This window comes from Flavobacterium xizangense (assembly GCF_054075145.1).
The window spans coordinates 863,800-883,553 of record NZ_JBSIPG010000002.1; the positions used below are offsets into that span (position 1 = coordinate 863,800).

At 32.2% G+C, this 19,754-nt stretch carries 19 protein-coding genes; 17 read left to right on the forward strand and 2 right to left on the reverse strand.

The genetic code is table 11. The features are described 5' to 3' along the window. Window positions 1–28: 28 nt before the first annotated feature. The 14 genes from ACWA1B_RS09390 to ACWA1B_RS09455 all read left to right on the forward strand — a co-directional run bounded on the left by ACWA1B_RS09390 (window position 29) and on the right by ACWA1B_RS09455 (window position 14,844). Window positions 29–691, forward strand: coding sequence for a thiamine diphosphokinase (locus ACWA1B_RS09390; RefSeq protein WP_456906219.1), 663 nt, complete (start codon window positions 29–31; stop codon window positions 689–691). An 86-nt stretch (window positions 692–777) separates the two neighbouring features. Continuing rightward, window positions 778–1,821 (forward strand): site-specific tyrosine recombinase/integron integrase, encoded by a 1,044-nt coding sequence (gene xerA, locus ACWA1B_RS09395; RefSeq protein WP_456906221.1) that lies wholly within the window; start codon window positions 778–780, stop codon window positions 1,819–1,821. Between the two features lie 128 nt (window positions 1,822–1,949). Next, window positions 1,950–2,984: a leucine-rich repeat domain-containing protein gene (locus ACWA1B_RS09400; RefSeq protein ID WP_456906223.1), complete on the forward strand. Its 1,035-nt coding sequence runs from the start codon at window positions 1,950–1,952 to the stop codon at window positions 2,982–2,984. Between the two features lie 232 nt (window positions 2,985–3,216). Then, window positions 3,217–3,753, forward strand: coding sequence for an XAC2610-related protein (locus ACWA1B_RS09405; protein WP_456906225.1), 537 nt, complete (start codon window positions 3,217–3,219; stop codon window positions 3,751–3,753). 232 nt (window positions 3,754–3,985) lie between these two features. After that, the gene (locus ACWA1B_RS09410) at window positions 3,986–4,591 is read left to right on the forward strand and encodes a hypothetical protein (protein ID WP_456906226.1); all 606 of its coding nucleotides are present in this window, start codon (window positions 3,986–3,988) and stop codon (window positions 4,589–4,591) included. 155 nt (window positions 4,592–4,746) lie between these two features. Further along, window positions 4,747–5,034, forward strand: a complete 288-nt coding sequence (locus ACWA1B_RS09415) for a hypothetical protein (RefSeq protein WP_456906228.1) — start codon at window positions 4,747–4,749, stop codon at window positions 5,032–5,034. 174 nt (window positions 5,035–5,208) lie between these two features. Next, the gene (locus ACWA1B_RS09420) at window positions 5,209–5,772 is read left to right on the forward strand and encodes a hypothetical protein (RefSeq protein WP_456906230.1); all 564 of its coding nucleotides are present in this window, start codon (window positions 5,209–5,211) and stop codon (window positions 5,770–5,772) included. Window positions 5,773–5,982: 210 nt separating this feature from the next. Further along, window positions 5,983–6,534 carry a zinc-ribbon domain-containing protein gene (locus tag ACWA1B_RS09425; protein WP_456906232.1) on the forward strand — a complete coding sequence of 184 codons (552 nt, stop codon included), beginning with the start codon at window positions 5,983–5,985 and terminating at the stop codon, window positions 6,532–6,534. Window positions 6,535–6,705: 171 nt separating this feature from the next. Further along, window positions 6,706–7,533 carry a toxin-antitoxin system YwqK family antitoxin gene (locus ACWA1B_RS09430; RefSeq protein WP_456906234.1) on the forward strand — a complete coding sequence of 276 codons (828 nt, stop codon included), beginning with the start codon at window positions 6,706–6,708 and terminating at the stop codon, window positions 7,531–7,533. 711 nt (window positions 7,534–8,244) lie between these two features. Next, the gene (gene rlmF / locus ACWA1B_RS09435) at window positions 8,245–9,189 is read left to right on the forward strand and encodes a 23S rRNA (adenine(1618)-N(6))-methyltransferase RlmF (protein WP_456906236.1); all 945 of its coding nucleotides are present in this window, start codon (window positions 8,245–8,247) and stop codon (window positions 9,187–9,189) included. Between the two features lie 80 nt (window positions 9,190–9,269). Further along, the gene (locus tag ACWA1B_RS09440) at window positions 9,270–9,506 is read left to right on the forward strand and encodes a hypothetical protein (RefSeq protein ID WP_035649174.1); all 237 of its coding nucleotides are present in this window, start codon (window positions 9,270–9,272) and stop codon (window positions 9,504–9,506) included. A 77-nt stretch (window positions 9,507–9,583) separates the two neighbouring features. Next, window positions 9,584–10,558 carry an alpha/beta fold hydrolase gene (locus ACWA1B_RS09445; RefSeq protein ID WP_456906238.1) on the forward strand — a complete coding sequence of 325 codons (975 nt, stop codon included), beginning with the start codon at window positions 9,584–9,586 and terminating at the stop codon, window positions 10,556–10,558. A gap of 17 nt (window positions 10,559–10,575) precedes the next feature. After that, window positions 10,576–12,567, forward strand: a complete 1,992-nt coding sequence (uvrB, locus tag ACWA1B_RS09450) for an excinuclease ABC subunit UvrB (protein ID WP_456906240.1) — start codon at window positions 10,576–10,578, stop codon at window positions 12,565–12,567. A 102-nt stretch (window positions 12,568–12,669) separates the two neighbouring features. Beyond that, entirely contained in the window at window positions 12,670–14,844 is a 2,175-nt protein-coding gene (locus ACWA1B_RS09455) for a prolyl oligopeptidase family serine peptidase (protein WP_456906242.1), read from the forward strand. A gap of 48 nt (window positions 14,845–14,892) precedes the next feature. Here ACWA1B_RS09455 and ACWA1B_RS09460 read toward each other — a convergent pair whose 3' ends face one another. Then, a complete protein-coding gene (locus ACWA1B_RS09460; RefSeq protein WP_456906244.1) occupies window positions 14,893–15,294 on the reverse strand; it encodes a TerB family tellurite resistance protein in 402 nt (133 codons plus the stop codon). Between the two features lie 53 nt (window positions 15,295–15,347). Between ACWA1B_RS09460 and ACWA1B_RS09465 the strand changes: the two genes are divergently transcribed. From ACWA1B_RS09465 to ACWA1B_RS09475, 3 genes are read left to right on the forward strand one after another with little or no spacing between them, the layout of a single operon-like run. Beyond that, a complete protein-coding gene (locus ACWA1B_RS09465; protein WP_456906246.1) occupies window positions 15,348–16,151 on the forward strand; it encodes an alpha/beta hydrolase in 804 nt (267 codons plus the stop codon). A gap of 30 nt (window positions 16,152–16,181) precedes the next feature. Further along, complete coding sequence (locus tag ACWA1B_RS09470) at window positions 16,182–17,192, forward strand: dipeptide epimerase (protein WP_456906248.1); 1,011 nt, start codon at window positions 16,182–16,184, stop codon at window positions 17,190–17,192. A 1-nt stretch (window position 17,193) separates the two neighbouring features. Next, window positions 17,194–18,216, forward strand: a complete 1,023-nt coding sequence (locus tag ACWA1B_RS09475; RefSeq protein ID WP_456906250.1) for an aminotransferase class I/II-fold pyridoxal phosphate-dependent enzyme — start codon at window positions 17,194–17,196, stop codon at window positions 18,214–18,216. Between the two features lie 88 nt (window positions 18,217–18,304). On the opposite strand, the gene ACWA1B_RS09480 is transcribed toward ACWA1B_RS09475, so the two are convergent. Then, a complete protein-coding gene (locus ACWA1B_RS09480; protein ID WP_456906252.1) occupies window positions 18,305–19,753 on the reverse strand; it encodes a SusD/RagB family nutrient-binding outer membrane lipoprotein in 1,449 nt (482 codons plus the stop codon). Between the last annotated feature and the right edge of the window lies 1 nt (window position 19,754).

A 19,754-nucleotide genomic window follows, 5' to 3' on the forward strand; every position in this document is an offset into this window, starting at 1 on the left:
CCTTTGCATTACAATCAAAAATCCCCATATGTCATCACATCATATAGTTCGCGACGATCAGGAACCTGCTTTAATTATTGCTAACGGAGCTGCCTGTGATCCTGAATTATTAGGGCAATTGCTAGAATGGTCGCCTTTGGTTGTTGTTTTAGATTCTGCAATTGAACGCGTTATTGAATTGGGCATAAAAGTCGATGTGCTTTTGGGTGATTTTGACCGCGGTTTTGATCCGGAAATCTATAAAGCTTCACAATATCCTATAGAAATTGTTCATACACCAGATCAAAATAAAACCGATTTAGAAAAAGCATTTGATTATTTAATCGAAAGAAAAATTCCGGCTGTAAACGTTGTCTGGGCAACCGGAAAACGTGCCGATCACACTATTACAAATCTCACCAATATTGTTCGTTACCGCGATTTACTTAAAATTGTAATTCTCGACGATCACTCAAAAATATTTTTACTGCCTGCAAAATTCGAGAAATGGTACACAGCGAAAACTCCAATTTCTCTTATTCCAATTGGTGTTGTAAATGGCATTTATTCTACGAATTTAAAATACGAATTGCAAAACGATACGCTTACAATGGGCTACAGAACTGGGAGCAGTAATTCAGTTGAACAGGACGGACTTGTAATGATATCACATCGCGAAGGCGATCTCTTAATGATGGAATGTTTTGATTAAATTTTACTTTGGAGCATGTTGATTCCAAGGTCATACTTTTAAAAAAGAAGCTTTTTTCTTACTTTAGTAACCTAAATTATATAACTATGAATTGGGAAGCTAAAATTATCATCCATAAAAAAGAAAAAAGAATTGCCGTTTATTTTGAAAAAAATGCAGCATTAATAACTCGAATAAAAAAGTTGGCAGGTTCGCGTTGGAGTCAAACTTTAGGCGTTTGGCATCTCCCTGACACGACTGAAAACAGGGTAAAATTTCATTTAATTCCTCTTTCTCATTCTTTTCCTTCAGAGGAGGGTTTTGAGCAAATAAAAAAATTCGTTCAATGGCTTTCTTCTAAGAGATACAGTCCAAACACTATCAAAACGTACTCCGAAGCTTTAAAATCTTTTTTGATATTTTATAGAGAAAAAAATATTTCCGAAATTACCAATGAGGATGTATTAATTTACAACAACGAATATATTCTTAAAAACAACCTTTCTTCTTCTTATCAAAATCAAATCGTCAATGCCTTAAAATTATTTTTCACTACAGTACGCGGAACTAAAATTGAAATTGACAAAATTCATCGCCCCAAAAGGTCAAAAATTTTACCTAACGTTTTGAGTAAAGAAGAAATAAAATTGATTTTGAATGCACATTCTAACATCAAACACAAAACAATGCTTTCATTGATTTATAGTTGTGGCTTACGCCGAAGTGAACTTCTAAATTTAAAACCTGCTGATATTGATTCTAAGAGAGGAATTGTTATTATTAAACAAGCTAAAGGCAAAAAAGACCGAATTTCGCCCTTATCCCCTAAAATATTAGAAATGCTTAGAGAATATTATACCATATACAAACCGAGCATTTGGCTGTTTGAAGGTCAAAGTTCGGGCGAAAAGTATTCAGAACAAAGCTTACAAAGTGTTTTAAAACAAGCTCTTCAAAAAGTTGGCAACACAAAACCAGTAACCCTTCACTGGATGCGCCACAGCTATGCCACGCATTTATTACAAAGCGGAACTGATTTGCGTTATATACAAGAATTATTAGGTCATAGTAGTAGCAAAACTACTGAAATTTATACGCATGTAAGTACTAAAAACATTCAACAAATTAAAAGTCCCTTTGATGAATTATAAAGAATTATCATATATTTGATTTAAAAATAAAGTACGACATTTATCATACATATCTACCCAAAATTTAGTGGCTTTGTATGGTTTTGTCATACATATATACTAGTTATATGCCATTTTAACAACAAAATATGAATTTACCAAGTTTTAAAAAAGAAGATAAGTGGGGGAATTTTAGCGGTAATATCAATATCTATCAAGACTTGGTTGAATCAGATATTGAAATACTAATTCAAGAGAAAAATATACACTCATTACAGTTTTATTCTTTTAAAAATCCATCAGAAAAAACTTGGGAAACTTTAAATAAATTTTATGAAAAATATCCTGAAATTGGGTTGACAATATTTTGGTACGATACAATTGACTTTGCGTTCCTTAATAAAATTCCAAATGTTAGAAAATTTGGAGTAGACTCATATTTAACAAAAGAGTTTAAACCTATTGAAATCTTATCGCAGCTTACTAAACTTCATTTAGGCGAAACAAAATCAATAGCAATAAATATAGATTTCATCAAAACTTTTAAGAATTTAGAAACTCTTAATATAGATGGAATGAAAAAGGGAATTGAAAGCATTAAATATTTGACACAAATTAGTTCTCTGAATTTAAGGGGAGTAAAACTTAAAAATGTAAATTGGATTTGCAGTTTAGAAAAATTGAGGCTCTTAAAGTTAATGTTTGGAAGTTATCAATCATTAGAATCTTTATCTGAATTAAAAAATTTAGAATATTTAGGAATAAGTAGAGTAAGACAAATTGAAAATTATGACTTTCTGAATGGTCTTATCAATTTAAAATTTTTACACTTTGAAGGTTTGGCAACTATGGATACTTTGCCTAGTTTTCAAGGATTAAAAAACTTAAAAAAAATACAAATTCAAAATTTATCAAAAATAGAAAACATCAAAGAAATTGAATCTCTCGAAAATCTTGAAGAGCTACTGTTTTTATTCCCAGAAAATATTAAAGCATCAGACAAAAATTTATTGCTAGACAAACTATATGAAATTGCTTTAAAATTACCGAACTTAAAAATGACAAATATTTTGTTTTGGAAAGAACATAAAAAACACAAAGCTTTAATTGATAAAGGTGTAAAAGTCTATGAACATTCGAAAAGTAATTACAAACAAAATACTGAAGGCGGTTGGGTGCTATAAAAACGGCATATAACACACGCTACAAGCAATTTGGGCATTTGACTTAATGGAAAAATTTGTTTGTACTTGGAAGATTTGGCAAATCCGAAGATAAGGCTTAATTTAATCCCAAACTGCGTGTAGCGCGAGAACGTTACCTGCCATTTTATCAGACCCTATGAAAAATTATGTAATAAACTGCATCGCTTTTTTTGTTTTCGTCTCAAGTTACTCTCAAACTTGCAGAGATAATATGTTGTCAAAGAAATTTGATTTTGAAATTTCTACAAAGTCAACAGACCAAAATAATCTTGGTAGTGCAGAAATTAAAATTACAATCCTTTCCAAGCAAAAAAATAACAAAATTCAAACTATTGACATTAAGAGTGAATTCATCTTAAAGTCTGAAAGTTTTAAAAATTGCTCAAACAATAAATCATATTTAAAGACCGTCAATTCTCTAATAAAAGTTTATGACTATGATTTTGGGGATTTTATTATTGCTGATTTCAATTTTGATGGTAAAGAAGATTTGGCTATAAAACGAGAAGAAGGTGGAAATGGCGGACCTCTCTATAATTTTTATGTACAAACTGAAAATCAAAAATTTATACTTAACGATATGTTATCAAAAGAAATGGAAAGCTTTCCATATTTTTTCGATACAAAAAATAAAATTTTGCGGGTAAATAAAAGAATTGACTCTGTGAAATATCAAATAGTCACCTACGAATATTTTCCGAAAAACAGAATTTGGAAAATTAAATCTAAAAATGAATATATAAATTAAAAAAAACGGCAGGTAACAGCCACTACGACGGATTTGGGCATTTGGCTTAATGGAAAGATGGTTTTGTACTTGGGATGATTTGGCTAATCCGAAGAATGGGCTTAATTTAGTTCCAAACCCGCTGTAGTACCAGAACGTTACCAGAGATTTTGAAAACAATACCGGAAATGAAATACATAATATTGCTTTTATTGATATTTATCTCTTGTGACAATCCGAGAAAAACTATAAAATGAATTCTGAAAAGAAAATTTCGAAAGAAAATGTTATTCAAAATATTTCAATTTTAAGAAAATGTGGATTTTTTGAAAAATTTAAAAAACTTACGGATAAGGAAGTATTAGAAGAATTGCATACAATTAGAATTGATGAATATTCCAAAATATTTGAGAAAAAATATGACCCTGGAATGGAATTAGATGAATTTGACTTGGCTTGTCTTGATAAAGGTAAAATGGTTTATTTAGATTTGGAATTTGATGTTTGCGGTGAAAACAATGCGTATGTAGACGTAATTAAAATGTTTTCAAATCTATCAAATGGCTCATTCAATCCTCGAAATATTACGGAAAAATGGCAAAGTCCTTCTGGGCCAATTACAATAGAATTTCAAATGGATGATGAAATTATAAAATTTAATCCTAAATATTCTGAAGATTGGCTTGACTCAAAAGTATTTGAAGTCTGTAATGAAAAAATAAAAGCAAAAAAAACAAGAATTGTTGAATGTCTTGGCGAAAGTGATTATGGATACGGTCAATGTATTGTTTTTATGAGATTAACAGAAACAGAGCAAAAAATTTTAGAAAACAATTACAAATATAAGTTCCGAGAATAAAAACCTCTGGTAACAGCTACTACAACGGATTTGGGTAATAGGCTTAATGGAAAAATGGTTTTGTATTTGGAATGATTTTACAAATCCGAAAATAGGGCTTAATTTAGTCCCAAACCCGCTGTAGTACCAGAACGTTAGCACCAATTATAGAAGACATGACAGACCAAGATTTGAAAGAAATAGAAGACAGATGTAATGCTGCAACAAAAGGACCGTGGACATCATTTATTGAGGGACGAAATCATGAGAGCGGTGATAGCTTTATAATGACTGGAATAAAAGAAGGTGACGACATCTGCGGCAAATACCGAGGAGAAGATATTTATTTGACTGGCGCAACGAATGCTGACCAGGATTTTATAGCACATGCTCGACAGGACATCCCAAGATTGATCCAGGCAGTAAGACAACTAAGACTTGAAATTGAGAACAATAAAAAATAACTGGTGCTAACATCACATTTGCAATAGGCGGGTTTCGTTCTCCGGAGACAGTTCCGTGCTTTCAGGAAGTTCAGTTCTCCGAATAAACATTTGTGGTTGAAAGCCCGCCCATCGCAAATCTGCAAAACGTTGTGTGCTATTTATCAGAAAAACGGAGAAATAAAAAAGAAATTTATGTTTCAAATAAAGTTCGAAAAACAAAAACGGCTAATATTATTATTTTCACTTTTAATTATGACTGCTTGTCAGAAAGTAAAAAATGATGATTCTCAAAAAATTATTTCTGATAATTATTCAATAATTGTTCCTTCAGATTTTGAAAGAACAAATAACCTTAACGAATTATCAAAAGTCCAATTTCAAATTAAAGAAGAAGATTTATATTTTATTGTATTAGAAGAACCTAAAAAAGGATTTGAAAATGCAATTAGATTAAAATTACATAACTCAACTCCAGATTTAACCGGATATTTTAAAGTAGTTACAAATCATTTTAAAGAAATAACTAAAAATTTCGAGTTAAATGACTTTGGAAGAACAAAGATAGATTACTGTAATGCCTATCTTTTTTCAATGTCAGGAATAGAACTTGAAAACAATAAAAATGTGTTCTACAGATTTGGAATAATTGAAGATAATGAGAACTATTATCAAATAATGTCTTGGACAAACATAAAGAACAAGCAAAAATTAATTGGAAAAATGGATAAAATAATTCATTCATTTGAACTGAGATAAAAATAAACAGCACACAACAGCTACTACAACGGATTTGAGCAATTGGCTTAATGGAAAGTTGGTTTTGTATTTGGGTCCCGATAGCTATCGGGATTGGCAAATCCGAAAATAGAGCTTAATTTAATCCCAAACCCGCTGTAGTGCCAGAACGTTGGCAGGTAGACTCGGAAAAATAACATACGAATAAGAATATAGAAAAATTAGAAATTTATGAAAAATATTTGTTCAAATTGCGAAGCTGAAAACGAAATAAATTCAAAATATTGTTCGGTTTGTGGTTACAAACTACCACTTTTAGAAGACCAAAATGTAAAAACCAAAATTGAACAGACTAAAGTCACGAAACCTAAAAGAAAATTTGACTTGAAAACAGCTATAGGTTTTATAGTTGGATTTATAATAATGTTTTTTGTAACACAATCCTTCTTCAAACCAACATTTGACAAACAACTTGTAGAATTCGCAAATGACTTTAACAAAAATTGTCCAATGAATATAGACGAATATACAACTTTGAAAAACGTAGTTGCTTTACCAAATAAAACTGTACAGTATAACTATATTTTGGTAGGAATCACCAAAGCAGAGGTAAAAATTGATACAGTGAAAAAATACGTTTTCCCAGGAGTTTTACAAAACGTAAAAACTAATCCAGAAATGAAATTTTTCAGAGATAATAAAGTAACATTAAATTATTACTACTCTGATAAAAATGGAGAATTTGTAACTCAATATGTTGTAAAACCCGAAATGTACGAATAGAAATAAGTCCACCTGCCAACACTTTCTACACGCGATTTAGGCAATAGGCTTAATGGAAAAATGGTTTTGTATTTGGGATGGTTTGGCAAATCCGAAGAATGGGCTTAATTTAGTCCCAAACCCGCTGTAGTACAGGAACGTTAGCAGTAATATTAAAATCCCGTAATCAGAATGACATTTTCTAAATTAATGACTCTTATTTTTCTTTTAATATTTGCGGAAAGTTATTCGCAAGAAAAATATGTTGTTAAATACCCAAATGGAAAAACTAAAATTGAAAGCTATATAAAAGACAATACTTTAGACAGCATTTATAAGGAATATTATGAAAATGGAAATTTAAAAGCTGAAGGCTTTTACAAAAATTGTGAATATAAAACTAACCTAAAAGGAATATATATAGCTGGTTGTGGTGTTGGAAAAGATAAAGATACTATCGCAACAGGAAAGCGTCACGGAACTTGGAAAAATTATTATGATAATGGAAATTTAAGTTATACTGCTAATTTTCATTGTAATATTCAACAAGGAAATTTTTATTCATATAACAAAGAAGGCAAACTAGAAACTATTGAATTTTACAACGAAGGAAAGTTAATGTATTCCCAAGAATTTAATGAGAATGGAATTATTATAGAAACTTCAAATTTTAAATATGAATATGGAAAACCTGAAAGTTTTAAAAAAGTTCACACTTTTCAATTCTATAAAAATGGAGATTTAAAAAGTGAGAATATAGTAAAAGAGAATAACGAAACAGAAATTGAAGATTATAAGGAATATTATCCAAATGGTTTTTTAAAGTTGGAGAATTATACTATAAACGGAAATAAAAACAAAGTTTACAGAGAATACTTTGAAAACGGGAATGTCAAATATGAGGGACTTTTTAAAAATGATTTCCCAATAAAAAAACAATATTTTTACAGTGAAAATGGAACACTAATGAAAATAGAAACTTGGAAGAATAAAAAATTAATAAAAACAGAAACTAAATAAAAATACTACTGCCAACACACGCTTCAAGCAAGCTGATCAATTGGTTTAATTTGAAAATAGTTTGTATTTGGCACATTTGTTTTTAACCGAAAAATTATGCATTTTTAATCCCAGCCTGCTTGTAGCGCGGGAACGTTAGCATCAATACCATATACTCTATCTAAATAAGGACAAATAATGGATATTATCAATAAATTTTCTCTTGTAATTTCAATACTATTTGTTTTTGCTTTTATCATAAATCCACCGTGGCATAAAATATTTAGAAATAAAAAGACATATGACTACTTTTTATATTTTTCTATCATTTTCCCAATAGTTTCATTTTTAACTCTATTTGGAGAAATTGAAAACCCAAAAATAAGTGTTTTCATAACTTTTTATCCTCTTATTTTTCTAATCTTACATAAATACTTTGACAGTAGAATTTTAAATGAATACAACCGCCATCTAATTTTTTCCAAAAAATATAATGTAATATGGAAAGACAGCGAATCTGATTATGCAACGTCAACCGATAATTGGTACCAATTGTTAATATGCTTAGTACCAATCATTTTGCCTTACGGAATAGGCTGGATAATATTTGAAATTCTTAAGTACTGATGCTAACAGCTACTTCAACGAATCTGTACAATGGTCTTAATGGAAAGTTTTACAAAATCAGTTCTAAAAAAGGATTAACTATCTTTGCATTCGAAATCCATAAAAATGAAAGCAAACGACAATTCTGAAAAAAACATTTTACATCCAAGAAATCTTCATCGCAATCGCTATGATTTTGAAAAACTGATTTCAAATTGTCCCGAATTAAAAGCTTTTGTTTCCATCAACAAACACGGAATCGAAACCATTGATTTCAGCAATCCACTTGCAGTTAAAATGCTTAATAAAGCTTTATTGCAAACGTACTACGATATTCAAAACTGGGATATTCCTAAAAATTATCTTTGCCCGCCAATTCCAGGAAGAGCCGATTATATTCATTATATCGCCGATTTATTAGCAGAAACAAACAATGGAATTGTTCCAAAAGGAAATTCTGTTTTAGGCCTAGATATTGGAACAGGTGCAAATTTGATTTATCCGATATTAGGATACAGTATTTACGATTGGAGTTTTGTTGGTACGGATATCGACAAAAAAGCAATTGAAAACTGCAGTAAAATTATTGAAAACAATCCAAAGCTAATCGATGCCATCAGTTTGCAACAACAAACTGAATCCCGATTTATTTTCAAAAACATTATTATTCCCGAAGACCGATTCACTTTCACCATGTGTAATCCGCCTTTTCATGCTTCTGCAGAAGAAGCAAATAAAAGCGCTTCAAGAAAAGTTTCAAATTTAAAAGAAAAAAGAAACACAAATCCTGTTCTGAATTTTGGCGGTCATAATGCCGAATTATGGTGCAACGGAGGAGAAATCGGATTTGTTACCCAAATGATTTACGAAAGTGCTAAATACGCTTCACAATGCTTATGGTTTACGACATTAGTTTCAAAAAAAGAAAATCTTTCATCGATTTACAAAATTCTGAAAAAAGTAAACGCCGTTTCGATCAAAACAATTGATATGGCGCAAGGTCAAAAAAATAGTCGTATTGTTGCCTGGAGTTTTTTAAGTGAAGCGGAACAGAAATCATGGAAACTTTAAAACACTGATTTTGAACACCAATTCTTGATATTACAATTTCATTTCACTACATTTAGTGTAAACAATTAAATATCAAGACTATGGCAGAATATGTTGGTTATCTCGCATCTGTTTTTATTGTTGGAGGTTTTTTGCTGAAAAATCTCAGAACAATTCGGTTTATTAATATGTTTGGCTGTATCTGTTTTGTCATTTATGGTATTTTTTTAAACGACTACAGCGATTTTAATCAATGGCTTTGGCCCGTAATTATTCCGAATATCATTTTAACATTTGTACAGATTTATTATCTGACATCAAAAAATGATAAATCTTAAAATTATGATACTTTCAGATAAAATTCTGAAATAGCCTCGCGATTAGATTGTTGTACCTTTAAAGTAAATTGAATTTTATGAGTACTGCAAAAACGTTCGTTGGTTTATTCCTTATTATAATACTCGCTGGTTGTGGATCTTCAAAAGAAACTAAATTTGATGATTACGTTTTTAAAACCAAAAGCGACAAACATAATTATACAGCGGCTTATGATAAAGCGCTTGAACTTTGGGAGGTTCCTTATACAGAAGAAAATGTAAAAACCACATTTGGAACCGCCCACGTTATTATTTCTGGACCAAAAAATGGAAAAGATCTTGTTCTGCTTCACGGTATGGACGCCAGTTCTACGATGTGGTATCCAAATATTAAAGCGTTAGCCAAAAATCGTCGCGTTTATGCCATTGATTTTTTAATGGAACCCAATAAATCAACTTTAACCACAAAACCGCTTTCATCTCAAGAAATTGTGGTTTGCTACAACGAAATTTTCAATCATTATAAATTGAGGAAATTTGATGTTATTGGCGCTTCACGCGGAGGCTGGATTGCGACATTATTGGCTGTTCAAAAAAAGAATTCTATTGATAAAATTGTGTTGTTAAGTCCGGCGCAGACTTTTAAATTTATTGATAAACCTAGAAAAACTTCATCCGCTTTACTTTTAAAACTTTTTCCAAGTGAAAAGAAATTCAGCAAAACATTAAAAACATTTTCTACACATCCGGAAAAAATCAGCCCTGTTTATAACAGACAATTTTATTTGGCCAATAAATATGCAAAATCCAATTCCAGCATGCTCAAAATGACACCTTTTTCAGATGACGAATTAAAGTCGATTCAGAATTCGGTTTTGGTTTTAATTGGCGATAAAGACGTCATAAATTCGGAAGAAAGTTTGGAACGAGCAGAAAAATATCTACCAAACGCCAAAACAATAATGATAAATGATGCGGGTCATTTTTTGAGTATCGATCAGTCAAAATTTGTAAACGACGCTATGATTAATTTTCTCGAAAAACCTTCAAACTTTGTATCTTTACAAAACTAATTTTTCATCAATAGAAAATGAATTTTCAAGTAACTTCAGAATATAGTCCGAAAGGAGATCAGCCACAAGCCATACAAAAACTAGCACAAGGAGTTATTGATGGCGAAAAATATCAAACTTTATTGGGAGTTACAGGATCCGGAAAAACATTTACGGTTGCAAATGTTATTCAGGAAGTACAACGCCCTACTTTGGTTTTGGCACACAATAAAACTTTGGCGGCGCAATTGTATTCAGAATTCAAGCAGTTTTTTCCAAATAACGCTGTTGAATACTTCGTTTCTTATTACGACTATTATCAGCCGGAAGCTTTTATGCCTGTAACGGGTGTTTTCATTGAGAAAGATTTATCTATCAATGAAGAATTAGAAAAAATGCGTTTAAGCACTACTTCTTCCCTGCTTTCAGGACGAAGAGATATTTTGGTAGTTGCTTCTGTTTCTTGTTTATACGGTATTGGAAATCCAGTTGAATTTAAGAAAAATGTGATTGAGATTGCCAGAGATCAGGTTATTTCGAGAACAAAATTATTACATAGTTTAGTTCAGAGTTTGTATGCCAGAACTGAAGCCGATTTTAATCCGGGAACTTTCAGAATCAAAGGCGACACGGTTGAAGTGTATCCAAGTTATGCTGATGATGCGTATCGAATTCATTTTTTTGGAGACGAAATCGAAGAAATAGAATCGTTTGATGCTAAAACTTCTCAGGTAATCGAAAAATTCAAAAGACTGACGATTTATCCAGCCAATATGTTTGTGACTTCTCCTGAAGTTTTACAAGGTGCCATTTGGCAGATTCAGCAGGATTTAGTGAAACAAGTTGATTATTTTAAAGAAATAGGAAAACATTTAGAAGCCAAACGACTGGAAGAAAGAACGAATTTCGATTTAGAAATGATTCGGGAATTGGGCTATTGTTCCGGAATTGAAAATTATTCCCGTTACCTTGACGGTCGTGAGGCAGGAACACGACCTTTCTGTTTATTGGATTATTTTCCGAGCGATTTTTTAATGGTTGTTGACGAAAGTCACGTTACCGTTTCGCAGGTTCATGCCATGTACGGAGGTGATCGCAGTCGTAAAGAAAACTTAGTTGAATACGGTTTTAGATTGCCTGCCGCAATGGACAATCGTCCTTTAAAATTTGAAGAATTTGAAGCCTTGCAAAATCAGGTAATTTATGTTTCTGCAACTCCTGCCGATTACGAATTGCAAAAATCAGACGGAATTTATGTCGAGCAAATTATTCGTCCAACCGGATTATTAGATCCTGTCATTGAAGTGCGCCCAAGTTTAAATCAAATTGATGATTTGATTGAAGAAATTCAGGTTCGCTGCGAATTAGATGAAAGAGTTTTGGTGACGACTTTAACTAAAAGAATGGCCGAAGAATTAGCCAAATATTTGACAAAAGTAAATATTCGTTGTCGTTACATACATTCTGAAGTTGATACTTTAGAACGCATCGAAATCATGCAAGATTTAAGAAAAGGCATTTTTGATGTTTTAATTGGAGTAAACTTGCTTCGTGAAGGACTTGATTTACCAGAAGTTTCATTGGTTGCGATTCTTGATGCAGATAAAGAAGGTTTTTTAAGAAACCACAGATCTTTGACCCAAACCATTGGTCGTGCTGCAAGAAATTTAAATGGAAAGGCCATCATGTATGCTGATAAAATTACAGCCAGCATGCAAAGAACAATTGATGAAACTAATTACAGAAGAACAAAACAGATCAATTTTAATACTGAAAATGGTATTACGCCTCAGGCTCTAAACAAAAAAATCGACAGCGCCTTTACTAAAAATCCTTTAGTAGAATACGAGTTAGGCCATACTTTACCAGTTGCCGCCGAACCTGAAACGGCTTATATGTCAAAAACTGATCTAGAAAAATTGATTCGCGAGAAACGAAAATCAATGGAAAAAGCCGCAAAAGAATTAGATTTTATGCAGGCCGCCAAACTTCGTGACGATATCAAAAAACTTCAGGAACAATTGCCGTAAAAATTTTATAACTATTGCTTAAGTAAAATGTTTTTATAAATTTACACTTACAAAAACACGCGATATTTTATTTAATCCTAAGTTATAAACCAAACAAACAACATGAATAACCGATTCATTCTAGTTACTACTTCATTTTTAGGTTCCATAATTTCACTTTACGCACAAAATAAACCACAACCAGCTCCAGAAATCATAGTCACCGATAATTATTTTGGAAAAACAATATCCGATCCTTATCGTTATCTAGAAAATCTTAACGATCCAAAAGTAATAGATTGGATGAAAAGCAATGCGGCTTATGCTCGTGAAAAATTAAACGAGATTCCAGAACGTGAAAAATTAATAAAAAAATTAAAGGAATTAAGTTCAAGAAAAAGTAGTACGATTTCTGAATTAGAAATAACAGAAAATAACAACTATTTCTATCTAAAAAGAAACGTAAATGACGAAAATCCTAAGCTATATTACAAGCAAGGATTCGATGGTACTGAAATATTACTTTTTGACCCAGTAAGCTACAAAAAAACTAATGGCACAACTTATAATATAACCGCAATTACTCCAAATATTGAAGGAGACAAAGTTGCCATTGAAGTTTCTCAAAACGGTTCCGAAATTGGTGAACTGTTTATAATGGATATTACTGGTAAAACATATCCTGAAACATTAGATAAATGTTGGGACAGTTATGTTTCCTGGATGCCAGACGGAAATTCTTTTACATTTACAAGACTTAATTCTTCTGATGTCAAAGATGAAAATAGATCGTTAAATACTAAAGTCTATTATCATAAATTAGGTCAAACTGAAAAAGAAGACGTTGAATTTCTTTCGAATGTCACCAATCCTGAACTTAATATCCTTCCTGAAGAATATCCTTATAATATTTATAGAAAAAGCTCAAACAAGAATTACGCTCTTATAAGAACTGTAGACAATAGAATTAAATTATACACCTGTGATTTCAATAATAATTTTTCTCCTGAAACCTGGAAAAGTCTTGTCAGTCAAAAAGATGAAATTGTTAACTTTCTAACTGATAATGAATTTATCTATTATTCAACTTTCAAAAATGCATCTAATTTCAAAATCATTAAAGTTCCTCTTTCGCATCCTGAAATAGAAAATGCCATAACTGTAGTTGAAGAACCAAAAAATGGAAAGATAACTACTTATGACATTACAAAAGACGGCTTATATTATTCAATTGTTGAGAATGGTGTCGAGGCCAAAGTTTATTTTTTAGCAAAAAATAAAACTAAAGCAATTGAACTAAAATTACCTTTTCAGGCAGGTTCAGCATCCTTTTCAACAATAAGTACAGACAAAAGTGACATTTGGATAACAATTGAGGGTTGGATTTCTGAGCCAAAAAGATATTTTTATAATCCTAAAACCAATACATTTACTTTTCAGCCTTTAACAAAACCTGTCGAATATCCAGAATTCAAAGACATTATCTCTAAAGAAATCATGATACCTTCACATGATGGTGTTATGGTTCCTGTTTCGCTTATTTACAACAAAAACATCAAATTAAATAGTGATAATCCTGTACTTATAGGAGGATATGGGTCTTACGGAACCTCAATGCAACCCTATTTTAGTCCTAGTCGTCTTTTACCTTATTGCCTTTATGGTGGTGTTTATGTTGTTGCTCATGTTAGAGGCGGTGGAGAACTGGGTGACAAATGGCATAAGGGAGGTTTTAAAGAAACCAAACCTAATACATGGAAGGATCTGATCTCTACAGCAGAATATTTGATTAGTAAAAAATACACTACATCCAAAAAAATCGCGATTCGAGGCGATAGCGCAGGCGGAATACTAATTGGAAGAGCGATTACAGAGCGCCCTGACTTATTTGCTGCATCAATAATTCAAGCGGGTTCATTAAATACTATCCGAGCAGAAATTCAAGCCAATGGTCCTGTCAATATTCCAGAGTTTGGCACAGTAAAAGACCCAAATGATTTTAAAGCTTTATTAGAGATGGATGCTTTTCATCATATTGTGAAAGGAACTGCATATCCGGCAACATTAATCAATGCGGGGATAAATGACCCTCGTGTAACTGCATGGGAGCCTGCAAAATTTGCCGCATTGCTTCAAAATGCAAATTCGTCTGATAAACAAATACTTTTTTTTACTGATTTTGAAGCTGGACATGGATTAGGGAACAGCAAATCAAAAAACATAGAAATTTCAGGAGACATAATTAGTTTTGCTTATGCCAATACTGGTCATCCAAAATTTCAAATCTCAAAAAAATAATTTCCACATAAAAAAACAAGGACTGTAATATCACAGTCCTTGTTTTTTTTAATTATGCTGTTCCTGAAAAACTCTCAATAATTTATTTGGATCAATGATGGCATTTGGGGCATTTTTCATCAATTCTAAAACACGTTTTACTGCAGTAGGATTTAATCCCATTTCTAGCGCAATCTGATAAATGGCTTTCGATTCTTTTTTATGTAAAATACCATCGCAATGCATAATCAAAGCCAATCTGTAAAATTGCTGAATGCGTTGAAATTCAGATCTGGTTACTTTTACCCTATGTTCTTGATGAAATAAATCCCTAAATTCTTCTTTACTTATATTCAATTCCTTGGCAACAATCCACAGAAAATCTACCTCACGTTTATGCAAATGTCCGTCAATGGTAGCAAACGCAATCATTTCTAAAAGTAAACTTCTTTTTTCTTCTTCGGTGTTCATCAAATTATTATTTTTAGCTAAATTATTACATTAAATCTAAATCACAATAACCAATGATTCGAGGATTCTTCTTTTTTATTTTATTGTCGCTGGCAAATATTGGGAACGCACAGGAAAGCACGGCATCCAAAAATGTATCCACTTTTACAATTGAATCACCTCAACTTAAAACTACAAAAAAAATCTGGTTGTATTTGCCCGAAGGCTATTCGGCTTCAGCCAAAAAAAGATACAGCGTGATCTACATGCACGACGCCCAAAATTTATTTGATGCCAAAACTTCTTTTGTGGGTGAATGGAATGTCGATGAAAAACTTGATAGTTTAAAAGCACCCGTAATTGTGGTGGGAATCGAACACGGAAATGAAAAACGAATCGATGAATTAACGCCTTTCAAAAATGAAAAGTACGGTGGCGGAAAAGCAGATGATTATGTTGATTTTATCGTAAACACTTTAAAACCCTATATCGACAAAAATTACAAAACCAAAACGAAAGCCAAAAACACAACAATCATGGGAAGCTCACTTGGCGGTTTGGTTTCCTATTATGCTGCCGTAAAATATCCACAAGTTTTTGGAAACGCGGGCGTTTTTTCGCCTTCTTTTTGGTTTTCAAATGACATTTATACTTTTACAGAAAAGTCTCCAAAAATCAAAACCCGATTTTATTTTCTATGTGGAGATAAGGAAAGCGACGAAATGGTAAAAGATCTTGAAAAAATGGAACGTTTATTAGACAAAAATCGTTGTTATTGTCTTCATCTTAGCAAAACAAAAATTGTAAAAGGCGGAGAACATAATGAAAAATTATGGCGAGACGGATTTGTAAAAGCAGTTCTCTGGCTTGGTTATTGATCGAAAAAAAATAAAAAAACAGGATAAATTATGAAACTAATTTTAAGAGAGTATAACTTAAAACTAAAACATACTTTCACGATTTCAAGAGAATCTATTGATTTTCAACCTTCTTTGATTGTCGAATTACAAAGCAATGGTTTTTCAGGCTTTGGTGAAGCAACTTCAAATCCGTATTACAAAACTACAGTTCCAATGATGATGAAGGATTTGGAAGAAATCAAAACAATTATTGAAACTTCTGAAATTGAAACTCCTGAAGTTTTTTGGGCAAAAATTCATCCGTATTTAAAAGACGACATGTTTGCTTTATGTGCGCTGGATTTGGCTTATAACGATTTATATGCGCGAATAAAAGGTAAAAAACTCTACGAATTGTGGAATTATACAACAGAGAAAAATCCGTTGACAGATTATACAATCGGAATTGCTTCTATTGAAAAAATGGTTTCAAAGATGCAGGAACTTCCGTGGCCTATTTATAAAATTAAATTAGGAACCAAAGAAGATATTGCCATTGTTAAAGAGCTTCGTAAACATACAAATGCTGTTTTTAGAATTGATGCCAACTGTGGTTGGGGCGTTGATGAAACAATAAATAATGCTGTCGAATTAAAAAAACTTGGCGTAGAATTTCTAGAACAACCTATGAAAGCTGATAATTGGGAAGGGCATAAAGAAGTTTTCAAACATTCTGTACTTCCTGTAATTGCTGATGAAAGCTGTATTATTGAAGAAGATGTTGCCAAATGTTTCAATCATTTTCATGGAGTAAATGTGAAATTGGTAAAATGTGGCGGATTAACTCCTGGAAAACGAATGATTGAAGAAGCTAAAAAATTAGGCTTAAGAACAATGGTGGGCTGTATGACTGAATCGACTGTGGGAATTTCTGCCATTGCACATTTGTTACCACAACTTGACTATGTTGATATGGACGGCGCATTGCTTCTTGCCGAAGATATTGCGTCTGGAGTAACAATTAAAAATGGTGTTGTAAGTTATTCTGATTTAAACGGAACCGGAGTTACACTTCTATAAAATGATAGTCGAAAAATTTCCAGATCGTATTATTGAAATTGACCAAAAAGAATATCTCTATTTTGGCGGAACTGCCTATTTAGGACTTCCGACAAATGCAACATTTCAGAATTTAGTTGTTCAAAATATTCTAAAATGGGGAACAACTTATGGAAGCTCAAGAACAGCGAATATTCAATTAAGTGCTTATGTTGGCGGTGAAGAGTTTTTGGCCCGACATATTGGTTCAGAAGCTGCGGTTACAGTTTCTTCAGGAATGTTGGCTGGAAAACTGGTAATTGAAAAATTACAAAAAGAAACGGACTGTTTTTTTCACTTGAATGAAATACACTCAGCAATTAAAACAGAAAATAGCGTTCCTGTTTTTAGTAATGAAAAATTAAATGATCGTTTGCTAAATTCTGAAGTAGAAAAAATAGTAATTTTAACTGATGGCGTTCCTTCCTTCCACACAAAACCTGTTGATTTATCTTTCTTAAAGCAAATTTCAAATCAAAAAGAAATTACATTAGTAATTGATGAATCGCATTCGCTTGGAATAATTGGAAATAATGGTACTGGAATTTATTCTTCAATTGACTTTCCAGTTAAAAGAAAAATTTTGGTTTCATCCTTAGGAAAAGCTTTTGGGTTAACAGGTGGCGTAATTGCTTCAAATTCAGAGTTTATTACGCAAATATCAAAAATCGAAACTTTTACTAGTGCAGCCGGAATGAATCCTGCTTTTGTGCAGACGCTTTCAGATGCTTCAGAATTATACAAGATTCAGCATCAAAAATTGCTAGATAACCTAACTTATATCGATTCCATTTTAATTCAAAATAAGAACATTAAATTTGATAAAAATTATCCTTTAATTTATGTTTTATCAAATGAATTGGTAGAAAAACTAAAATCTGAAAAGATAATTATTGCCAGTTTTAAATACACCAAAGAAGCTGAACCGTTAAATCGAATTGTCGTAACTGCGAATCATCTGCAAGAAGATTTAGATAAAATTATTGCTGTTTTAAATACAGATTAATTCATTACTATTTCAAAATCTAAAATAAAAAAGAGGAAATCTCTTAATTGAGATTTCCTCTTTTTGTTTAAATAATATTGTGACTAAATTAGTTAGCCCACCACACTTTTGTTTCCATTTTGTCAGCTCCTTGAGTAGCGATTGCAGCATTGTAATTTTCTAAATTCAATGTTTTTACACTCGCTCCGTAAGCTTGCCTTTGCGGAATTGTAGCAGAACCAATCGCTCCAACAGGAACGGTTAGAGCAACAGCATCAGTTCCAAATCTTCTCCATTCATTCCATCCTTCATAACCTTGCATAAACAATGCAATGTGTTTTTGGTAAGCAATAGATTTTAAATTTACGTAAGGAAATTGCAAAACATAAGCATCAGCCGCCGCAGTTGCAACACCCCATTGTGCCATAGAAGCTCTAATACCTTCAGCATAAAAAGTCGCTGCTGAACCCGGAATCCATCCTAAAGATGCTGCTTCAGCTTTAGCAAAAGAAACTTGTGCGTAAGTATAGAAAAATGCAGGGGCAGTTTTATTTTTGATAATAGTATTAGTTATAAAAGAATAATTTGCAACAGTTGTATTTCCTACAGCCGAAGTAAGACCACCTTTGTAAATCCCACCGTTAGTCGCTTTTTCTGCAAATTTTGCTAATCTAGGATCTTGTGGCGCAAGATTTGTTCCTGTCCCAATCAATAAATTTACAAAAGGTTCACTTAATAAATAGTCTGTTCTAGTTTCAAAACGATCTTCCCAAGGATTGTCATAAGCCTCATCAGTAATATAAGGATATGTAAAGTTTTGTGTGTTTGAAGCAATAGTTCCAGCGTTTAAAGCCTCAACAAATTTTGTTGCAGCATAACCTCCAGCAGCTGGAAATCTTTTTGACAAGCGCATCGCCATGTTTAACTTTAAAGTATTTGCAAAACGTTTCCACTCAGACATCTGGGTCGCTTTTGTGGTAAAAATCACATCGCCTTTTGGTCCTGCGCCATTATCCATAAGTGCTACTGCATCATTTAAATCTTTAAACAATCCATCATAAATAGCTTCTTGTGTATCAAATTTAGGAAATGCATTATCCAACCCTTGTAAAGCTCCAGTATAGGGCACCATTCCCCATCTATCTGTGATATGCTGAAAAACGTAAGCTTTCAAAATCATTGCTACAGCAATTTGGTTATTGTTTGAACCATTAGCTAATGCCGCTCCAGCCGTTGCAGCATCTTTGTTTAAATTTATAACCGCTTGTAAGTTGTTTAGAACAGATACATAATTGCTGGTATATTCAAAATTTACTACATCATAAATCGTTTCTTTAGGATATTGTCCGTTTGTGATATACTGCACATAACAAAGTGGCTCAGTTGCAGTAAGAATAGGCGACATTGATCTTTCGGCTCCTGTAAGTAACGAAGCTGTATTTGCGACACTAGGATAATTTGGATTTAAGTTAGTATCGCCAAAATCAGCATTATCACAAGAAACTGATACCAAAACAGTTGTTAGTGCTAAAATTGATGTTATTACTATTTTTTTCATT

Bases quoted from the DNA above. Each gene is read 5' to 3' on its own strand.
- ACWA1B_RS09440 (WP_035649174.1), top strand. From the start codon at position 9,270: ATGGCAGAATATGTTGGTTATCTCGCATCTGTTTTTATTGTTGGAGGT.
- ACWA1B_RS09445 (WP_456906238.1), top strand. From the start codon at position 9,584: ATGAGTACTGCAAAAACGTTCGTTGGTTTATTCCTTATTATAATACTC.
- ACWA1B_RS09475 (WP_456906250.1), top strand. From the start codon at position 17,194: ATGATAGTCGAAAAATTTCCAGATCGTATTATTGAAATTGACCAAAAA.
- ACWA1B_RS09470 (WP_456906248.1), top strand. From the start codon at position 16,182: ATGAAACTAATTTTAAGAGAGTATAACTTAAAACTAAAACATACTTTC.
- xerA (WP_456906221.1), top strand. From the start codon at position 778: ATGAATTGGGAAGCTAAAATTATCATCCATAAAAAAGAAAAAAGAATT.
- ACWA1B_RS09480 (WP_456906252.1), bottom strand. From the start codon at position 19,753: ATGAAAAAAATAGTAATAACATCAATTTTAGCACTAACAACTGTTTTG.
- rlmF (WP_456906236.1), top strand. From the start codon at position 8,245: ATGAAAGCAAACGACAATTCTGAAAAAAACATTTTACATCCAAGAAAT.
- ACWA1B_RS09405 (WP_456906225.1), top strand. From the start codon at position 3,217: ATGTTGTCAAAGAAATTTGATTTTGAAATTTCTACAAAGTCAACAGAC.
- ACWA1B_RS09420 (WP_456906230.1), top strand. From the start codon at position 5,209: ATGTTTCAAATAAAGTTCGAAAAACAAAAACGGCTAATATTATTATTT.
- ACWA1B_RS09415 (WP_456906228.1), top strand. From the start codon at position 4,747: ATGACAGACCAAGATTTGAAAGAAATAGAAGACAGATGTAATGCTGCA.
- ACWA1B_RS09455 (WP_456906242.1), top strand. From the start codon at position 12,670: ATGAATAACCGATTCATTCTAGTTACTACTTCATTTTTAGGTTCCATA.
- uvrB (WP_456906240.1), top strand. From the start codon at position 10,576: ATGAATTTTCAAGTAACTTCAGAATATAGTCCGAAAGGAGATCAGCCA.
- ACWA1B_RS09390 (WP_456906219.1), top strand. From the start codon at position 29: ATGTCATCACATCATATAGTTCGCGACGATCAGGAACCTGCTTTAATT.
- ACWA1B_RS09430 (WP_456906234.1), top strand. From the start codon at position 6,706: ATGACATTTTCTAAATTAATGACTCTTATTTTTCTTTTAATATTTGCG.
- ACWA1B_RS09410 (WP_456906226.1), top strand. From the start codon at position 3,986: ATGAATTCTGAAAAGAAAATTTCGAAAGAAAATGTTATTCAAAATATT.
- ACWA1B_RS09460 (WP_456906244.1), bottom strand. From the start codon at position 15,294: ATGAACACCGAAGAAGAAAAAAGAAGTTTACTTTTAGAAATGATTGCG.
- ACWA1B_RS09400 (WP_456906223.1), top strand. From the start codon at position 1,950: ATGAATTTACCAAGTTTTAAAAAAGAAGATAAGTGGGGGAATTTTAGC.
- ACWA1B_RS09465 (WP_456906246.1), top strand. From the start codon at position 15,348: ATGATTCGAGGATTCTTCTTTTTTATTTTATTGTCGCTGGCAAATATT.
- ACWA1B_RS09425 (WP_456906232.1), top strand. From the start codon at position 5,983: ATGAAAAATATTTGTTCAAATTGCGAAGCTGAAAACGAAATAAATTCA.